The organism is Pseudomonas sp. RIT-PI-q (assembly GCF_001297125.1).
Classification (GTDB): domain Bacteria; phylum Pseudomonadota; class Gammaproteobacteria; order Pseudomonadales; family Pseudomonadaceae; genus Aquipseudomonas.
In genome coordinates this window covers 178002-196285 of record NZ_LHPC01000054.1, presented here as the reverse complement: position 1 = coordinate 196285, position 18284 = coordinate 178002, and the positions used below count along the sequence as shown (strand labels likewise).

Below are 18284 nucleotides of genomic sequence, written 5' to 3'. Positions count from 1 at the left end.
CTGCGCTGCACAGCAAAGGACACCGTCCTATGAGCAATCCTGATTCTTCGACGCCCCTCCCGGAGCCGGGCCGGATTGCGCGTCGGGACACTGGCGACGATCAGCGTCGCTGGAGCCGCTGGCTGCCGGGCTTGCGCACGCTGCGTGGATACCAAGTGGCCTGGTTGCGCCACGATATCGTGGCCGGGTTGGTGCTGACCACGATGCTGGTGCCCGTCGGTATCGCGTATGCGGTGGCCTCGGGCGTACCGGGCATCTATGGTCTTTACGCGACCATCGTTCCGCTGCTCGCTTATGCGCTGTTCGGGCCCAGTCGGATTCTGGTGCTGGGGCCGGATTCCTCACTGGCTGCCGTCATTCTCGCGGTCGTCCTGCCGTTGTCGGGCGGCGATCCGCAACGCGCCATCGCTCTGGCGGCCATGATGGCGATTGTCTCGGGGGCGGTGTGTATCCTGGCCGGCATCGCGCGCCTGGGCTTCGTCACCGAGTTGCTCTCAAAACCGATCCGCTACGGCTACATGAACGGGATCGCGCTGACGGTGCTGATCAGCCAGTTGCCCAAGTTTTTTGGCTTTTCGATCGACGCCGAAGGGCCGCTGAGAAACCTGTGGGCCATCGCCACCGCCGTGCTGGAGGGCAAAACCAACTGGGCGACGTTCGCCATTGGCGCAGTCACCCTGGTGGTGATCTTGCTGCTCAAACCCTACAAACGCGTGCCGGGCATCCTGATCGCGGTAGTAGGGGCAACGGTTGCCGTGGGTGTGCTGGACCTTGCCGCGCGAGCCGGGGTGAAAGTGCTCGGCTCGCTTCCGCAAGGCCTGCCGGCGTTCGCCATCCCCTGGATCACCACTGCCGACATCGTGCCGGTGCTGATCGGCGGCTGTGCTGTCGCCATGGTTTCCTTCGCTGACACCAGTGTGCTGTCGCGTGTCTATGCGGCGCGGACCCGCACCTACGTGGACCCGAACCAGGAAATGGTCGGGCTCGGTGTCGCCAACCTGGCCGCCGGTTTTTTTCAGGGTTTCCCCATCAGCAGCAGTTCATCGCGTACACCCGTTGCCGAGGCTGCTGGCTCCAAAACCCAACTGACCGGAATCGTCGGTGCACTGGCGGTTGCCTTGCTGCTGGTGGTGGCGCCGGACTTGTTGCAGCATTTACCCAACAGCGCACTGGCCGCGGTAGTGATCGCCTCCGCCATCGGCCTGATCGAGATCTCCGACCTGCGACGGATTTATCGCATTCAGCGCTGGGAGTTCTGGCTGTCGATCGTCTGCACCGTCGGCGTGGCGGTGTTTGGCGCGATCGAGGGTATCGGCCTGGCCGTGGTGATTGCGGTCATCGAGTTCCTCTGGGATGGCTGGCGCCCGTATTCGACGGTGCTCGGGCGTGCCGATGGCGTCCAGGGCTACCATGACATCCAGCGCTATCCCGACGCGCGTCTCATACCCGGCCTGGTCCTGTTTCGGTGGGATGCACCGTTGTTTTTCGCCAACGCCGAGTTGTTCCATGACCGGGTGCTCGATGCGGTGGCTGCATCGCCAACGCCGGTGCGCTGGTTGGTGATTGCAGCGGAACCCGTCACCAGTGTCGACGTGACGTCCGCCGACATGTTGGCCGAACTGGATGAAACCTTGCGCGCGGCGGGTATCGCGTTGCGCCTGGCCGAGATGAAGGACCCGGTCAAAGACAAGCTGAAGCGCTTCGGGCTGCTCGAGCGGTTTGGCGAAACCGCGTTTTTCCCGACCCTGGGCGCTGCGGTCAATAGCTACCTGGCGACGCATCCGGTGGATTGGGTCGACTGGGAGGATAAGTAGCGGAATACGCCACGCACCTGTCATGAAATGAAAAGCCATTGTCGTCTGATGAGAAGCGGTTCACCAGGCGCCGTCCTACAGTCCAATCAGCGCATATCGACGCAATTAGCCAACAGTGCAGATTGGAGAATAAGAAAACATGGCCAAAGCCGTCCGCTTCTACGAAACCGGTGGTCCCGAAGTCCTTCGCTATGAAGAGGTCGAGGTCGGGGATCCCGGCCCGGGCCAGGTTCGTCTGCGCCACGTGGCGGTCGGCCTGAACTATGCCGACACCTACTTTCGCAATGGCACCTACCCGATCCCGATGCCGAACGGCATGGGCGTCGAAGCCTCCGGGGTGGTCCAGGCCGTGGGCGAGGGCGTCACTCATGTGGCCGTTGGCGACCGTGTGACCTACACCGGTTTTCTCAACACCCTGGGCGCCTACAGCACCGAGCGTCTGATCCCGGCCGCGCCGCTGATAAAGCTGCCGGAAACCATCAGCTTCGAGACTGCCGCAGCGATGACCATGCGCGGACTCACGTCTTCGTACCTGATGCGGCGCATTTACGACTTCAAGGCCGGCGACAGCATTCTGCTGCATGCCGCCGCCGGTGGTGTGGGCCTGATTGTTTCGCAGTGGGCCAAGCTGCTCGGCCTGACGGTGATCGGTACGGTTTCCACCGACGTCAAAGGCGAAATCGCCCGGGCTCACGGTTGTGACCATGTCATCAACTACAGCCACGAGGACGTCGCCCAACGCGTTCGCGAGATCACTGAGAATGTAGGCGTCAACGTCGTGTTCGACAGCGTTGGCAAGAACACCTTCATGGGTTCCCTGGACTCGCTCAAGCGCCGTGGCCTGATGGTCTGCGTCGGCACCGCGTCCGGCCCGATCCCGGCGTTCGACCCGGTCATGCTGGCCATGAAAGGGTCACTGTTCCTGACCCGTCCGGCCTTGGCTGACTACATCGCCGATCCGGCGGAAAAAGCCGCCCTGGCCGGCGAGCTGTTCGACCATGTCGGCAGCGGTCGAATCAAGATCGAGATCAATCAGCACTACGCCTTGCAGGAGGCGGTACAGGCCCATCGCGACCTGGAGTCACGCAAGCCCACGGGCTCGTCGATTTTCGTCATTTAAGGGAGCGTCCCGCCATGAAAGTCGAACAATTGACCGCCAACATCGGCGCGGAGCTGATGGGCGTCAACCTCGCCGATGCGGTCCAGGACGACGGTCTTTTTGCCGAAATTCGTGCCCAACTGCTCAAGCATCGGGTGGTGTTCCTGCGCGATCAGGACCTCACTCGCGCCGAGCACGTGGCCTTCGCCCGGCGTTTTGGCGAACTGGAGGATCACCCGGTGGCCGGCAGTGATCCAGACCACCCGGGCCTGGTGCGCATCTACAAAAGCCCTGACCAGCCGATGGATCGCTACGAGAACGCCTGGCACACCGATGCCACCTGGCGCGAGGCGCCGCCGATGGGTTGTGTGTTGCGCTGCGTGGAATGCCCACCGGTCGGCGGCGACACCATGTGGGCCAACATGGTCGAGGCTTACGCGCGGTTGCCGGATGACGTGAAGGTGAAAATCGCCGACCTGCGTGCCCGCCACAGCATCGAAGCGAGTTTTGGTGCGGCCATGCCGATCGAAAAACGCCTGGCACTCAAGGCGATGTACCCGGATGCCGAACACCCCGTGGTGCGCACCCACCCGGAAACCGGCGAAAAGGTCTTGTTCGTCAACGCCTTTACCACCCATATCAGTAACTACCACACCCCTGAACGGGTGCGCTTCGGCCAGGACGCCAATCCCGGCGCGGGCGAATTGCTGCGCTACCTGATCAGTCAGGCGTACATCCCCGAGTATCAGGTGCGCTGGCGCTGGAAACCCAACAGCATCGCCATCTGGGACAACCGCAGTACCCAGCACTACGCCGTCATGGACTACCCGCCGTGCCATCGCAAGATGGAACGTGCCGGCATCATCGGCGACAAGACTTACTGATCGACCCCCTCTGCATTCGCACTCGTAAACACGCCTGCCCGGCACGACTCCGGGTGGGCGGGACAATCATAAGAACGGAGTAAATCATGCAATTCTTCGACGATTCCCTGCACCCGGAAAACATGGAAAAAGTGGTGATCACCGTCGCCCCGTATGGCCCGGAGTGGATGCCGGAAGACTTCCCGGAAGACATTCCGCTGACCATGGATGAGCAAGTTCAGAAAGCGGTCGAATGCTACGAAGCCGGCGCCACGGTCCTGCACTTGCACGTGCGTGAACTGGACGGCAAGGGCTCCAAGCGCCTGTCGAAGTTCAACGAGCTGATCGCTGGTGTGCGTGAGGCCGTGCCGGACATGATCATCCAGGTCGGCGGTTCGATTTCCTTCGCCCCCGAGAGCGATGGCGAAGCCGCCAAGTGGCTGTCCGATGACACGCGCCACATGCTGGCCGAGCTGACGCCAAAACCGGATCAGGTCACGGTGGCGATCAACACCACCCAGATGAACATCATGGAACTGCTGTATCCGGAATACCTGGAAGGCACGTCCCTGGCGAACCCGCTGTTTCAGGCCGCCTACAGCGAAATGACCGTACCGGCCGGCCCGGCCTGGGTCGCCGAGCACCTCAAGCGCCTGATGGAGAACGGCATCCAGCCGCATTTCCAGCTGACCGGCATGCATGCCATGGAAACCCTCGAACGCCTGGTGCGCAAGGGCGTCTACAAGGGTCCGTTGAACCTGACCTGGATCGGCATCGGTGGCGGTTTCGATGGCCCGAACCCGTTCAACTTCTTCAACTTCATCCACCGCGCACCGGACGGCTGCACCCTGACCTCCGAGTCGCTGCTCAAGAACGTCATGCCATTCAACACCATGGCGATGGCCATGGGCATGCACCCGCGCGTGGGCAATGAAGACACTATCATTGATCACAAGGGCGATCGTTTCGGCTCGGTTGCGCAGATCAAGCAGACCGTGCGCATCGCCCATGAGCTGGGGCGCGAAATCGCCACCGGCAAAGAAGCGCGTGAGATTTACCGCATCGGCGTGCAGTACCAGAGCATCGAAGAAACCCTGTTGGCCAATGGCATGGCCCCCAACCGCAAGGTTGGCCAGAAAGGTGTGCCGCAGCGCGGCTGATCGGCAGACGAAACGGGAGGTCAATGGCCTCCCGTTCGCTGCACTGCAACCTGCTTGATAACAACAATAAAACAAAGCTTTGAGGAGGCTAAATGGCCTTTCATCCCATTGCCGCAGACGATGACGACGCCAGTGGTGTCGGTGTTGCGCGCAAGTACGCCTGGATTGTCTTTGCATTGACGTTCGGTCTGTTGATTTCCGATTACATGTCGCGCCAGGTACTGAACGCGGTGTTCCCGCTGCTCAAGGGCGAGTGGGCACTCAGCGATGGCCAGCTCGGCCTGCTCAGCGGCATTGTGGCGTTGATGGTCGGCCTGCTGACATTCCCTTTGTCGCTGATGGCGGATCGCTTCGGTCGGGTTAAAAGCCTGGCGCTGATGGCCCTGCTGTGGAGCGTGGCCACGCTGGGCTGCGCGTTGGCCCAGGACTATCAGCAGATGTTCATCGCGCGCTTCATGGTCGGTGTCGGCGAGGCGGCTTACGGCAGCGTCGGTATCGCCGTAGTGATTTCGGTGTTTCCCAAACACATGCGCGCCACCCTGGCCAGTGCCTTCATGGCGGGCGGTATGTTCGGCTCGGTATTGGGCATGGCCCTCGGTGGCGCTATCGCCGCCAAGCTGGGCTGGCGCTGGTCGTTTGCCGGCATGGCGCTGTTCGGTTTGCTGCTGGCCATGCTTTACCCGGTCATCGTCAAGGAAGCCCGTATCGCCCCGCAACGCGTGGCCAAAGCTGCGGCGGCGGTCAAGCGTCCATTGCGAACCCTCTATTCGAGTCGTTCGGTGGTCGCGACCTACATCGGCAGCGGCTTGCAACTGTTTGTCGGCGGCACCGTGATTGTGTGGATGCCCAGCTACCTCAATCGCTATTACGACATGACAACGGGCAAGGCCGGTGGCCTCGCGGCCATCATCGTGCTGTGCAGCGGCGCCGGGATGATTCTGTGCGGCATGCTCAGCGACCGGATGTGCCGCCACTCGCCAGAGCGCAAAGTCGCCCTGGCCATCGCCTATTGCCTGGGCAGTTGCCTGTTGTTGTCGGTGGCGTTCGCGCTGCCGCCGGGACCGCTGCAATTGCTGATGATCTGCCTGGGCATGCTGATTGCCGCCGGCACCACCGGTCCTGCCGGCGCGATGGTCGCCAACCTGACCCATTACTCGGTCCACGGCACGGCGTTCGCCACGCTGACCCTGGCCAACAATATGTTGGGCCTGGCGCCTGGGCCGTTCCTCACCGGCAAGGTGTCCGACCTCATCGGTCTGCAAGCCGCGTTTCAATGGGTGCCTCTGGTCAGCATCGCGGCAGCGGCAGTGTTTTTTTATGCCAAGTGTCATTACCACGCCGATATTGCTCGGCTTAAAGGGCAGAGCATCGTTGACTCGGGCAACGAAGCATTGTTAGAGGTGAAGTTGTGAGTCGTCGTTTACGTATTGATGTGTTTTTCGATTTCATCTGTCCCTGGTGCCTGATCGGCAAGCGGCAACTGGAGCATGCGCAGGTACAGTTTCGCAGTCGCTACCCGGACGTGCAGATCACCACGGTGTGGCACGGGGTGCAGTTGCTGCCACAGTTGCCGGCAGAGGGTGAGCCCTTCGCCGATTTCTACCGCAAACGCCTGGGCAATGCCGACGCTGTAGCCATGCGCCAGGGTCAGGTGCAACAGGCAGCGGCGGCAGTCGGGCTGGTCATCGATTTCAGCCGCATCGCGACGATGCCCAACACCGCCGATGCCCATCGTCTGTTCGAGCGTGTCAGCGCGCAGGGCAATGCCGTGCGGACTGACATCTTGCTCGAGCGCCTGTTCGCCGCGTATTTCCAAAAGGGTGAAGACTTGGGTTGTCGTGAGACCTTGCTGGCGATTGCCCGCTCTTGCGGCATCGATGCAGAGACGGTTGCCGACTGCCTGAAAGGTGACGGCAGCCCCTTCGAAGGCTTCCCGGGCGCGGCGGGTGGCGTGCCGAGCTTTCAATTCGACCGGCGCCTGTCGGTGGTGGGCGCGCAACCTGCCGAGGCACTGCTCGGGGCCATGCGCCAGGCACTCAAGGAAAGTGATCGCGAGCGGCAATCGGCATGACTCGGCGCATTCCCGTACCTGCCGGCAAACACCCGCAGGCCGGTAGCCGTGCGCTGTTCGAATTCGAAGACAAAAGCCTGGCGTTGTTCAACGTCGAGGGTGAGCTGTTCGCCATCGATGACAGCTGCCCGCATCAAGGTGCCTCGCTGTGTGGCGGGCGCCTAGAGGGGAAGGTGATCCAGTGCTGCGCCCATGGTCTGCGTTTCGATCTGCGCAGCGGGTTTATGCTCAATTCCACTCAGGTCAAAGTCGCCCGTTACCCGGTCGAGATTGTCGACGGTCAGGCATTCATCGTTATCGTTCCCGAGGAGTCCGCGCCATGAGCGCCATTGCGCTGAGTCAAATCCATAGCCGAACGCGCGAACTGGCGCCGGGCTTTGTCGTCAGTCTGATCGTGGCGGCGGCTGCCTCGTTTTTGTCCGAGCACTACGGCGCTCCGGTGATGCTGTTCGCCTTGCTGTTGGGCATGGCCCTGAATTTTCTCGCCGGTGACGGCGCCTGCAAGGCGGGTATCGAGTTCACCGCCCGCACCGTGCTGCGCATCGGCGTGGCGTTGCTGGGCATGCGCATCACCCTGGAGCAAATTGCCGGGCTGGGCTGGAAGCCGGTGGCGCTGGTGGTGATTCTGGTGGTGGTGACGATCAGCGTGTCGGTGATCGCGGCCAAGGCCCTGGGTTTTCAGCGCCTGTTCGGCATGCTCACCGGCGGGGCGACGGCGATCTGTGGTGCCTCGGCGGCATTGGCGCTGGCTGCGGCGTTGCCCAACCATCCACAGAAAGAGCGGGCCACGCTGTTTACCGTGATCGGAGTGTCGGCGATGTCGACCCTGGCGATGATCGTCTATCCGATGATTGCCAATTGGCTGTCGTTGTCGCCACAAGTGGCCGGGGTGTTTTTGGGCGCCACGATTCACGATGTCGCCCAGGTCGTGGGGGCGGGTTACAGCATGTCGACCGAGACCGGCGACACGGCTACCGTGGTCAAGTTGATGCGGGTTGCGATGCTGCTGCCGGTCATCGTCTGCGCCGCCATGATTACCCGGATGCAGGGCGTTGATCCGACGGGCAAGCGACCGCCGTTGTTGCCGTGGTTCGCCGTCGGTTTTCTGATTCTGGCGTGCATCAACAGCACCGGCTGGGTGGCGCCGGTGGTGCAGGGTTCAGTCAACGAATTATCGCGCTGGTGCCTGGTGGTCTCCATCAGCGCCCTGGGGATGAAGACCCAGCTCAAGGAACTGGCGGCGGTCGGTATCAAGCCGATTCTGCTGATGGTGGGGGAGACGGTGTTCCTTGTCGTGCTGGTGTTGCTGTTGTTGCGTTGGGGTTTGTAGATATCGATCCCTGTGGGAGCACGCTCCCACATCGGATGTTCAGCGAACACGGCATTTGTGCACGACAACGATCAAGTGTGGGAGCGGGCTTGCCCGCGAAGAGGCCGGCACATTAAACCTCGCTATCGCCTGACCCACCGCCATCGCTGGCAAGCCCGCTCCCACAGGGTTTTGTGTTCGCCGCATCATCCGGGTACGACACAAAACCTGTAGGAGCTGGCTTGCCAGCGAAGGGGCCGGCACATCCAACATCAATGTCGCCTGACATGCCGCCATCGCGGGCAAGCCCGCTCCCACAGGGTTTTGTGTTCGCCGCATCATCCGGGTACGACACAAAACCTGTAGGAGCTGGCTTGCCAGCGAAGGGGCCGGCACATCCAACATCAATGTCGCCTGACACGCCGCCATCGCGGGCAAGCCCGCTCCCACAGGGTTTTGTGTTCGCCGCATCATCCGGGTACGACACAAAACCTGTAGGAGCTGGCTTGCCAGCGAAGGGGCCAGAACATTCAACATCAATGTCGCCTGACCCTCCGCCATCGCGAGCAGGCTCGCTCCCACAGGGATTTCGGGGTCCACATCAATTTTTTGCGGCGACTGTACCAGCAGTCGCCGTTTTTTTTTGCTGCGTTATCAGGGCTGCTTAGGGGTTACACCGGGCTGTTTATGCGTACTGCGCCAGGCGGCCGGCGGCATGCCGAATTGGGCGATGAACCAGCGTGTGAAGGAGCTCGCCATGGAGTAGCCGAGCATGTCGGCGATCCGGCCCAGCGAGTAGCTCGGGTTCTCCAAATAGCGCAGCACCAGATCGCGGCGCACGTCGTTGATCAGGTCATTGAAGGCACAACCATCGTCCTTGAGGCGACGCTGCAGGGTGCGTACGTTCATGCCCTGGGTCTGGGCAATCTGCTCGATCGTGGCGCGGCCCATCGGCAATAGCAGGTAAATCGCTTTGCGGACCTCAAACAGAATCGACGGTCCTTCGTGACCCTGCAGCGAGTCAAGGTAGCTTTGCGCGTAGCGCGCCATGGCCGGGTCGGCATGAGGGTTGGTGATGTCGAGGCTGGCATCGGGGCAGACAATGCCGTTGAACTCGCTGCCGAACTCCAGCTTGCAGCCGAACAGGCGACGATGCAGTTGCAGGCTGTCCGGCGGTTGGTGGGTGAAATTGACGCTGTAGGGATGCCAGTGCGCACCGAGCAGGGCTGCGCAGAGGCGGAACATCACGCCGATGGCCAGTTCATTGGCCTGGCGGCAGGGCATCGGCGATTCGGTGACCACCTCTTCACGAATGATCACCATCTTGCCGGCCTCTTCGATGAAGATTGCCAGCGAGTCGTTCATCAGATGCCGGTAGTTGACCACCACCTGCAAGGCATCACGCAGCGTGCGCTGGTGCGTGAGCAGCAGACTGACCACGCCGAAGTCCGAGAGCTGGCGCGACTCGGCCATGCTCAGGCCGAAGCTCTGGCAGCCGCTGGCCGCAGCCGACTCCTCCAGCAGCCGCACGGCGGAATCGATGGGAATACGGTGCTCGGGGGCTTGCAGCTGCGCTTTGCTCAAGCCGACGGCCTCCAGCACATCGCGCGGATTGAACCCCAGGTACTGGGTGACCTCCAGGTAGTTGGTCAGGACGGCGGCGCGAACAAGCTTGGTCATGCGAGGTTCTTCCCTGGGCCGGTGGCGATGGAAACAAGCGTGGCGACTATAGCCAGCACGTCATCGATTGAATAGTTGCCAGGCGTGCGGTGACAGGCAGCCAGGTCAGCGCCTCTTGACTACTTCAGCAGCGATCAATTATCGCCCACGCATTGATTACAGTGGCCTGCAGCGCGCCCGGCGGGTTTTTCGACCAGCGGTCGCGTCCCTCCGTTACCCGTCAATCTGTCATGAAAAGAAAAGTCACTGACGTCGAATGAAAAGCGCGTCGGGTGGGGGCTCTTTAATGTCGACACTACAAGAAGAGTCTGGCCACAGAGCCAGTCGATCACCGAGAAGCCGAAGGTATTCAAGTGAACAAACTGCAAACAGCCGCAACCGTTCTGATCGTCCCGGGCCTGCGCGAGCACGTTGCCGAACATTGGCAAACGCTGCTTGAGGCTCGCTTGAGCAACGTACGTAGCGTTGCGCCACTTGAAACCGACAAGCTCGATTGCGCCGCCCGTGTCCGGGCAATCCAGCACGCGCTGGAGCAGATCGACGGCCCGGTGATTCTGGTGGCGCACAGTGCCGGTGTGTTGATGGTCGCGCACTGGGCGGCGCAACACAGTCGCCCGATCAAGGGTGCGCTGCTGGCCGCGCCGCCGGATCTTCATGCCACCTGGCCGCAAGGCTACCCATCCCCTGAAACGTTGCGCACCCACGGCTGGGATCCCCTGCCTGAAGGCCCGCTGCCGTTTCGCAGCCTGGTGGCGGCCAGCACCAACGATCACCTGGCCAGCTTGCAGGCCGTGACTCGCATGGCTGAAGGCTGGGGCAGCGAATTGCTCAACCTGGGCGATGTCGGCCATCTAAACCCGGCGGCCGGTTACGGCGCCTGGCCACAGGCCGAAGCACTTATTCAACAGCTGGATCGATAGTTCAGACGCCGGCTGGTCGCAAGCCATCCGGTCATTGCCCTCATCTCTGAAAACGTAACCCCTGGAACAAGGGCGTGCGTGAGGGCGGCTGCGCTTAAAACAAATACAAAAAGGCGGAGACAACGCAATGCACAACAATAAGAGTCATCGGTTCGTACCCTCGCGCTACACCTTGCTGGCCTCGGCGATCCTGGCCGCCAGCCTGCCGACAGCCCATGCGGTCGAACTGGATACGGGCAACCCGGACTGGACCGCCCGTTTCGATAACACCGTCAAGTACAACTACGGCGTGCGCACCGAAAGCGCCGACAAACGCATGTTGGGTACACCGAACAACAACGACGGCGACTACAACTTCCGCAAGGCCGGGACCAACATCACCAACCGTATCGATCTGTTGACCGAGATGGATGTGGTCTACAAAAACAGCATGGGCTTTCGCGTCAGCGCCGCCACCTGGTACGACAAGGCCTACGAGAACACCGGTTCCAATTCCAATCCGTTCGTCAACGGCAACGGCTCGACATCGGGCCTGGTTGCCAACGACCCGCGCCTGGCCGGGGTCACCAATGACAACGTCGGCAATGGCAGCCCGCACCTGAGCAACTACGCCCAGCGTTACTACACCGGTCCGTCCGGCGAAATCCTCGATGCGTTCGTGTTCTACAGCACCGAAGTGGGCGAGGAATCGATGCTCAGCGTCAAGGCTGGCCAGCACAACGTGTTTTGGGGCGAGACCATCCTCAACCCGGTGCACTCGATCAGCTACGGCCAGTCCGGCCTGGACCTGGCCAAACTGGCGGCATCGCCGGGGACCGAAGCCAAGGAACTGTTCGTCCCACGCAATCAGCTGTCGATGTCGTTCACCATCAACCCGGAATTGACCATCGGCGCGCAGTACTTCCTGGACTGGGACGCCGCGCGTCTGCCCGAGGCGGGAACCTACTACGGCGGCTCTGATCTGGTGGGCTTCGGTGCGCAATCGTTCCTGTTGGGCAACACCAACGCCGTGGTTCCGGGCAGCCCGCTGGGTTGTGGCCTGGCACCGTGCAACGGCTTGACCAACGTGCGTCGTGGCCACGACCTGACACCGGACAAGCGCGGCGACTGGGGCGTGATGGCCAAGTGGTCGCCGGCCTGGCTGGACGGAACCCTCGGCGTTTACTACCGCAACACCTCGGAAATCCTGCCGCAAGCCTGGTTGAACGCTACCGGCCTGACCTCGGCGAATCCGAACGGAACCCCGCCGGCAGGGCTGGTGCCTGCCGTGGTCAACACCCTCAACTCGCTGAGCAGCAGCACCTATCAATTGGCCTATGCCGACAACATTCATATCGTCGGCCTGAGCCTGTCCAAGGACGTGGGCGGGGTGAGCGTGGGCTCGGACCTGAACATCCGCCACAACATGCCGCTGGCCAGTATTCCGGCGATTGTCAGCTCCACCAGTCCACTGGGCTTGGGTGCCGGTCTGGGATTGTTGCCAGCGCGTACCGCCGCGACCGGCGTGATCTACGACACCCCGGAAAAGGGCGACAGCATGAGCGCCACCGGCGACACGCTGCACTGGACGCTCAACGGCCTGATGACCCTGTCGAAAACACCGCTTTTCGATTCGGCCAGCCTGCTTGGCGAGCTGTACTACAGCAACCTGCTCAAGCTCGATAGCAAGAACGAAGCGCTCTACAAAGGCAAGGACACCTATCGCGGTATCGACCAGCCGACCCGGGACAACTGGGGCGTCGCGGTCAACTTCACACCGACCTGGTATCAGGTGTTCCCCGGTGTCGACCTCAACGCACCGATGTCGGTCAACGTCGGCCTTGCCGGCGTGTCACCGGTGTCCGGTGGCGGTGCCAAGGACACCGGCAACTACGCCCTCGGCGTCGGTGCCGTTGTGTACAACAAATACTTTGTCGACCTGAAGTACGTGGACTCCTTCGGCAAAACCGACAAGTGCAACGTCAGCGGTTCGAGTACCGGCGCGGCGGCTGCGGGCAGCGGTGACGGCTCCACGCCGAACGCCTTCAGCGGCAACGAAAACTACGCCTGTTACGCCGGTGGCTACTCGGCCTTCTCCGGTGGTGGTGCCACGACCGAGGACCGTGGCGCTGTTTACCTGACGATGAAAACCACTTTTTGATTCATCACTGGCTTGCTCGATGCAAGCAGGAGAATAACAAGATGAAATTCGTACACACCGTGTTGGCCACCTCGCTGGCCATGGTCATCGCTGCCCAGGCGCAGGCCGCTGTCTCCACTCAGGAGGCGGCGAAACTGGGCAGCAGCCTGACGCTGGTCGGTGCTGAAAAGGCTGGCAATGCCGACGGCTCCATTCCCGCTTATGCCGGTGGCCTGATTACGCCGCCGGCCAGTTTCAAAGCCGGCGACAGCATGCGCCCGGACCCGTTCGCCGATGAAAAACCGCTGCTGGTGATCGACGGCAAGAACGTCGATCAATACAAGGGCGCCCTGACGGCGACCACCGTGGAACTGGCCAAGCGCTTCCCGAGTTTCCATGTGAATGTCTATCCTACCCACCGCACGGTGGCGCTGCCCAAGGCGGTGCTCGACAACGGCGTGAAAAACGCCACCGAGGCCAAATCCCTCGAAGGCGGGTTGGCCATCGACAACGTGCTGCCGGGCGTGCCATTCCCGATTCCGCAATCGGGCAACGAAGCGATGTGGAACTTCCTGTTGCGTTATCAGGGCGTGAACATCAACTCCAAGTACGACTCCTGGAACGTCGATTCCGCTGGCGTGCCGAGCCTGGCAACCACCGGGCAGGCGTTCATTTCCTATCCGATCTACGAGAACCTGGCACAGCCGATCAGCAGCGCCGACGTCTACTACCAGATGAAGCTGTCCTACACCGGCCCTGCGCGCCGGGCCGGTGAAGCGGTGATGCTCAAGGACGCCGCCAACCCGTTGCAGCAGCCGCGCCGCGCCTGGCAATACCTGCCGGGTCAGCGTCGAGTCAAGCTGGCACCGAACCTGGCCTACGACACGCCTAACCCCGGCACCGCTGGCGCTGGCACCTATGACGATGTGTTCGTGTTCAACGGTGCACTGGACCGCTACGACTGGAAGCTGGTGGGCAAGCAGGAAATGATCGTGCCCTACAACACCTACAAGCTGACCTACGCGCAGGATCCGAAGTCGCTGACCACGCCCAATCACTTGGCCTCGGACTTTGTGCGCTGGGAAAAACACCGCGTCTGGGTGGTGGAGGGCAACCTCAAGGCCGGTGCGCGGCACATCTATCAGAAGCGTCGCTTCTACCTCGATGAAGACAGCTGGAGCGCTGTCGCCTCCGATCAGTACGACGCTCGTGGCCAGCTCTACCGTGGTTCCTTCGCGTTCCTCAGCCAGAGCTACGACAAGCAAGTCCCGGACTCCACGCCCTTCATGATCTACGACCTGGTCGGTGGCTCCTACAACATCAACGGTGTGGTGGGCCCTTACGGCGGCATCAAGTACATCGATCCGCTCTCGAAGGCGCAGTGGTCGCCGGAGTCCCTGGCTGGTAGCGGCATTCGCTGAGCCAACCGCAAGCAAACGCTCGCACGATCCACTGTAGGAGCGAGCTTGCTCGCGATGGACCAGAGGGCGACGCGGGCATCCAGACAGCACGCGTAATCATTCACGACCATCGCGAGCAAGCTCGCTCCTACAGCGGCATGACCTGCACGTCAGGCACACGCAAGTGTGCCTCGACGCGGTTTTCCCAAGAGGACGCGGTATGTGTTCGTACAAAAAGTACCTGCAGCTGGCGCTGGGCGCCTTGATTGTCTTGGTGCAGGGCGTCTCACAGGCGTCGGGTTACATCGACGTACTGGACCTGCCCGCCAGAGCCAGTACCCTGGCCGTCAGCAGCCCGTTGTCCGGCATGGCTCGCGCCGGGGACCGACTGGTCGCCGTCGGGCAGCGTGGGCACATTCTCTATTCCGATGATGCCGGCAAACGCTGGCAACAAGCCGCTGTGCCGGTGAGCGCGGACCTCAGTGCGGTGAACTTCCCCTCTGCCCTGCAGGGCTGGGCAGTCGGCAACGACGGCGTGGTGTTGCACAGCAGCGACGCCGGGCTGACCTGGCATAAACAACTGGATGGCCGCCAGATCGGCGACTTGCTGGTCAAGCATTACTCGGCGTTGGCCGCTGCCGAACCCGGCAACGAGCAATGGCCGTTGCTGGCCGCCGAAGGTCAGCGCCTGACAGAGCAGGGCGCAGACAAACCCTTGCTTGACGTCTGGTTCGCCAACGACAAGCTCGGTTACGTGGTCGGTGTGTTCAACCTGATCCTGCGCACCGAAGACGGCGGCCAGAGCTGGACGCCTTTTCAGGACCGGACCGACAACCCGCAAGGTTTCCACCTCAACGCGATCGCCTCGACCGGCGACGGTTTGTACATCGCCGGGGAGCAGGGCCTGTTGCTCAAGTGGAATGACGTGGAGCAGCGCTTTGCCGCGGTGCCAACACCGTATCAGGGCAGTTTCTTCGGCGTCCTTGGCAAGCCAGGCGAGGTGGTCGTCTACGGGTTGCGCGGCAACGTGCTGCGCAGCACTGACAGCGGTCACAGCTGGACTCGGCTTGAAACCGGCCTGCACGTCAGCATCACCGCAGGATTTGTCGACGACAACAGTAACTACCGCTTGTTCACCCAAGGTGGGCAGATGCTGCCCAGCCAGGGCACGAGTGCGCAACTGCTTCTGATACCGCGACCCGGACCGACGCCGGTGACCGGCGCCGCCCGCGCCGCCAATGGCGCGCTGGTGGCGGTTGGCAGCCGTGGTGTGCGGACAGAGTCCGTCGACAAGACCTCGAACCCTTAGAGCGAGAACCCAGACATGGGCAATATCAAACAAGACGCCATGCCGGTGATCCGCGACCTGCGTGATTTCGACAGTCACTCCGGCAACCGGCTGGAGCGGCTGGTGTTCAACTACCGCCCACTGTTCATGCTGCTGATGGCGCTGGCCACCGTGGTATTGGGCTACATGGCGGCGACTCGCCTGGAACTGCGTCCCAGCTTCGAAAAAATGATTCCGCAGAGTCAGCCCTATATCCAGAATTTCCTGGAGAACCGCCAGTCGCTGCGCGGTCTGGGTAACTCGGTGCGGGTGGTGGTGGAAAACACCCAGGGCGACATCTTCGACCCCGGTTACCTGGACGTGCTTAAACAGGTCAACGACCAGTTGTTCCTCACTGAGGGCGTCGACCGCGCCTGGATGAAGTCATTGTGGAGCCCGGCAGTGCGCTGGACCGAGGTCACCGAGGACGGTTTCCAGGGTGGCCCGGTGATGCCCGACACCTATCAGGGCAAGCCGGAAGAAATCGAGCAGCTGCGCCAGAACATTTCCCGCGCCGGGATCGTCGGCAGCCTGGTGGCCAGCGACTACAAGTCGAGCATGCTGATCGTGCCGCTGCTGGACAAGGCCGCAGCGGGCGGTCAACGCATCAACTACCACGCGTTTTCGCAGATGCTTGAAGAACAGCTGCGCGACAAGATCGAGTTCGCCGGTAACAGCTCAGCGCGCAAGGCAGGGGAGGAGGGCAAGGGCCAGTACAAGGTCCGGGTGATTGGCTTCGCCAAGTTGATGGGCGACCTGATCGATGGCCTGATTCAGGTGATGATGTTTTTCGGCCTGGCCGTCATCACTTCGCTGGTGATTATTTATGCCTACACCCGTTGCGTGCGCAGCACCCTGTTGGTGGTCGGCTGTTCGCTGATTGCCGTGATCTGGCAACTGGGCATTGTTGCCTGGCTGGGTTATGCGATCGATCCATACTCGGTGCTGGTGCCGTTCCTGATCTTCGCCATCGGCGTGTCCCACGCGGCGCAGAAGATGAACGGCATCATGCAGGACATCGCCCGTGGCACCCACAAACTGATCGCCGCGCGCTACACCTTTCGCCGTCTGTTCATCGCCGGTGTCACTGCGCTGCTGGCCGACGCCGTGGGCTTTGCGGTGCTGATGCTGATCGATATCCCGGTGATCAAGGACCTGGCGATCACCGCCAGCATCGGTGTCGCGGTACTGATCTTTACTTCGCTGTTGTTGATGCCGGTCGCGCTGTCTTACGTCGGCGTTGGCGCCAAGGCTGCCGAACGCGCGCTGAAAATCGACACCCGTGCAGAAAAGCATAAAGGCTTCGGCAAGCTCTGGGATCTGCTCGATCGCTTCACCACCGCCAAGTGGGCCACGGGCGCTGTGCTGGTCGCGATTTTGATGGGCATCGGCGGTTTCATGGTCAGCCTGAACCTGAAGATCGGTGACCTGGAAAGCGGCGCCCCGGAATTGCGTGCCGACTCGCGCTACAACCGCGATAACGCCTACATCACCCAGCATTACGCGCTGTCCAGCGACCTGTTCGCGGTGATGATCAAGACCGCCCCGGAAGGGTGCCTGAGCTACAAGACGCTGGTCCTCGCCGACCGCCTGGCCTGGGAACTGCAGCAGAACCCGGGCGTGCAGGCGACGACGTCGCTGGTCAATGCCGTGCGCCAGATCACCGCCGGGACCTACGAAGGCAACCCCAAGCTCAACAGCATCCAGCGCAATCAGGACGTGCTGAACTACGCCGCGCAGCAAGCCTCGGTGAACTCCCCGGAGCTGTTCAATACCGATTGCTCGTTGATGCCGGTGATTGCCTTTCTCAAGGACCACAAGGCCGAGACGCTGGATGCTGTAGTCGCCATTGCCGACAAGTTCGCCCAGGAAAACAGCACGGATGATCGCCGTTTCCTGCTGGCTGCCGGCACCGCCGGTATCGAGGCGGCGACCAACATCGTGGTGCGTGAAGCCAACCGCACCATGCTGTTGTATGTGTACGCAGCGGTCACGCTGTTCTGCCTGATCACCTTCCGCAGCTGGCGCGCGACGCTGGTGGCCCTGCTGCCGCTGGTGCTGACCTCGATCCTCTGTGAAGCCTTGATGGTGGCCATGGGCATCGGCGTGAAAGTCGCGACCCTGCCGGTGATTGCCTTGGGCGTGGGGATTGGCGTGGATTACGCCTTGTACCTGCTCAGCGTGCAGCTGCATTTCCAGCGTCAGGGCTTGCCGCTGTCCCAGGCTTACCGCAACGCCGTGTCCTTCACCGGTCGGGTCGTCGGCCTGGTGGGCATCACCCTGGCGGCCGGCGTGGTGTGCTGGGTCTGGTCGCCGATCAAGTTCCAGGCCGACATGGGCATCCTGCTGACCTTCATGTTCCTGTGGAACATGCTCGGGGCGCTGATCCTGATTCCGGCCCTGTCGTACTTCCTGCTGCGCGAACGGGCGCTTGAGCCGGGCCCTGTTGCGTGCGCCGTAAACACCGAAACCACTGAACGTCCCGGCATGCCTCATGCCCTGACCACTTCCGAGTAAGCCAA

General features: G+C 62.0%; 14 protein-coding genes. 13 read left to right on the top strand and 1 reads right to left on the bottom strand.

Annotation, left to right across the window (positions count from 1 at the left end; genetic code table 11):
* The first annotated feature begins 29 nt into the window (after nucleotides 1-29).
* From AEQ67_RS29050 to AEQ67_RS29015, 8 genes are all read left to right on the top strand, one after another.
* Nucleotides 30-1814 carry a SulP family inorganic anion transporter gene (locus AEQ67_RS29050; protein ID WP_059407203.1) on the top strand — a complete coding sequence of 595 codons (1785 nt, stop codon included), beginning with the start codon at nucleotides 30-32 and terminating at the stop codon, nucleotides 1812-1814.
* A gap of 139 nt (nucleotides 1815-1953) precedes the next feature.
* The gene (locus AEQ67_RS29045) at nucleotides 1954-2934 is read left to right on the top strand and encodes a quinone oxidoreductase family protein (RefSeq protein ID WP_059407202.1); all 981 of its coding nucleotides are present in this window, start codon (nucleotides 1954-1956) and stop codon (nucleotides 2932-2934) included.
* Nucleotides 2935-2948: 14 nt separating this feature from the next.
* Nucleotides 2949-3797: a TauD/TfdA dioxygenase family protein gene (locus tag AEQ67_RS29040; protein ID WP_059407201.1), complete on the top strand. Its 849-nt coding sequence runs from the start codon at nucleotides 2949-2951 to the stop codon at nucleotides 3795-3797.
* Nucleotides 3798-3883: 86 nt separating this feature from the next.
* Nucleotides 3884-4936, top strand: coding sequence for a 3-keto-5-aminohexanoate cleavage protein (locus AEQ67_RS29035; protein ID WP_059407200.1), 1053 nt, complete (start codon nucleotides 3884-3886; stop codon nucleotides 4934-4936).
* A 92-nt stretch (nucleotides 4937-5028) separates the two neighbouring features.
* Nucleotides 5029-6348, top strand: a complete 1320-nt coding sequence (locus tag AEQ67_RS29030; RefSeq protein WP_059407199.1) for an MFS transporter — start codon at nucleotides 5029-5031, stop codon at nucleotides 6346-6348.
* Nucleotides 6345-7007, top strand: coding sequence for a DsbA family oxidoreductase (locus AEQ67_RS29025; protein WP_059407198.1), 663 nt, complete (start codon nucleotides 6345-6347; stop codon nucleotides 7005-7007). The genes AEQ67_RS29030 and AEQ67_RS29025 overlap by 4 nt, the downstream gene beginning before the upstream one ends.
* Nucleotides 7004-7330 (top strand): Rieske (2Fe-2S) protein, encoded by a 327-nt coding sequence (locus AEQ67_RS29020; protein ID WP_059407197.1) that lies wholly within the window; start codon nucleotides 7004-7006, stop codon nucleotides 7328-7330. Before AEQ67_RS29025 ends, AEQ67_RS29020 begins: the two co-directional genes overlap by 4 nt.
* Nucleotides 7327-8337 carry a YeiH family protein gene (locus tag AEQ67_RS29015; protein ID WP_059407196.1) on the top strand — a complete coding sequence of 337 codons (1011 nt, stop codon included), beginning with the start codon at nucleotides 7327-7329 and terminating at the stop codon, nucleotides 8335-8337. The genes AEQ67_RS29020 and AEQ67_RS29015 overlap by 4 nt, the downstream gene beginning before the upstream one ends.
* Nucleotides 8338-8970: 633 nt before the next feature.
* Here AEQ67_RS29015 and AEQ67_RS29005 read toward each other — a convergent pair.
* On the bottom strand, nucleotides 8971-9996 hold the full coding sequence (locus AEQ67_RS29005; RefSeq protein ID WP_059407194.1) for an AraC family transcriptional regulator: 1026 nt from the start codon (nucleotides 9994-9996) through the stop codon (nucleotides 8971-8973).
* Nucleotides 9997-10349: 353 nt separating this feature from the next.
* Between AEQ67_RS29005 and AEQ67_RS29000 the strand changes: the two genes are divergently transcribed.
* The 5 genes from AEQ67_RS29000 (at nucleotide 10350) to AEQ67_RS28980 (ending at nucleotide 18279) form a co-directional block, all read left to right on the top strand.
* The gene (locus tag AEQ67_RS29000) at nucleotides 10350-10916 is read left to right on the top strand and encodes an RBBP9/YdeN family alpha/beta hydrolase (protein WP_059407193.1); all 567 of its coding nucleotides are present in this window, start codon (nucleotides 10350-10352) and stop codon (nucleotides 10914-10916) included.
* A gap of 127 nt (nucleotides 10917-11043) precedes the next feature.
* A complete protein-coding gene (locus tag AEQ67_RS28995; protein WP_059407192.1) occupies nucleotides 11044-13056 on the top strand; it encodes a DUF1302 domain-containing protein in 2013 nt (670 codons plus the stop codon).
* A 41-nt stretch (nucleotides 13057-13097) separates the two neighbouring features.
* A complete protein-coding gene (locus tag AEQ67_RS28990) occupies nucleotides 13098-14456 on the top strand; it encodes a DUF1329 domain-containing protein (protein ID WP_059407191.1) in 1359 nt (452 codons plus the stop codon).
* Between the two features lie 199 nt (nucleotides 14457-14655).
* Nucleotides 14656-15744 (top strand): WD40/YVTN/BNR-like repeat-containing protein, encoded by a 1089-nt coding sequence (locus AEQ67_RS28985; RefSeq protein WP_059407190.1) that lies wholly within the window; start codon nucleotides 14656-14658, stop codon nucleotides 15742-15744.
* 15 nt (nucleotides 15745-15759) lie between these two features.
* Entirely contained in the window at nucleotides 15760-18279 is a 2520-nt protein-coding gene (locus AEQ67_RS28980; RefSeq protein WP_059407189.1) for an efflux RND transporter permease subunit, read from the top strand.
* Nucleotides 18280-18284 lie beyond the last annotated feature (5 nt).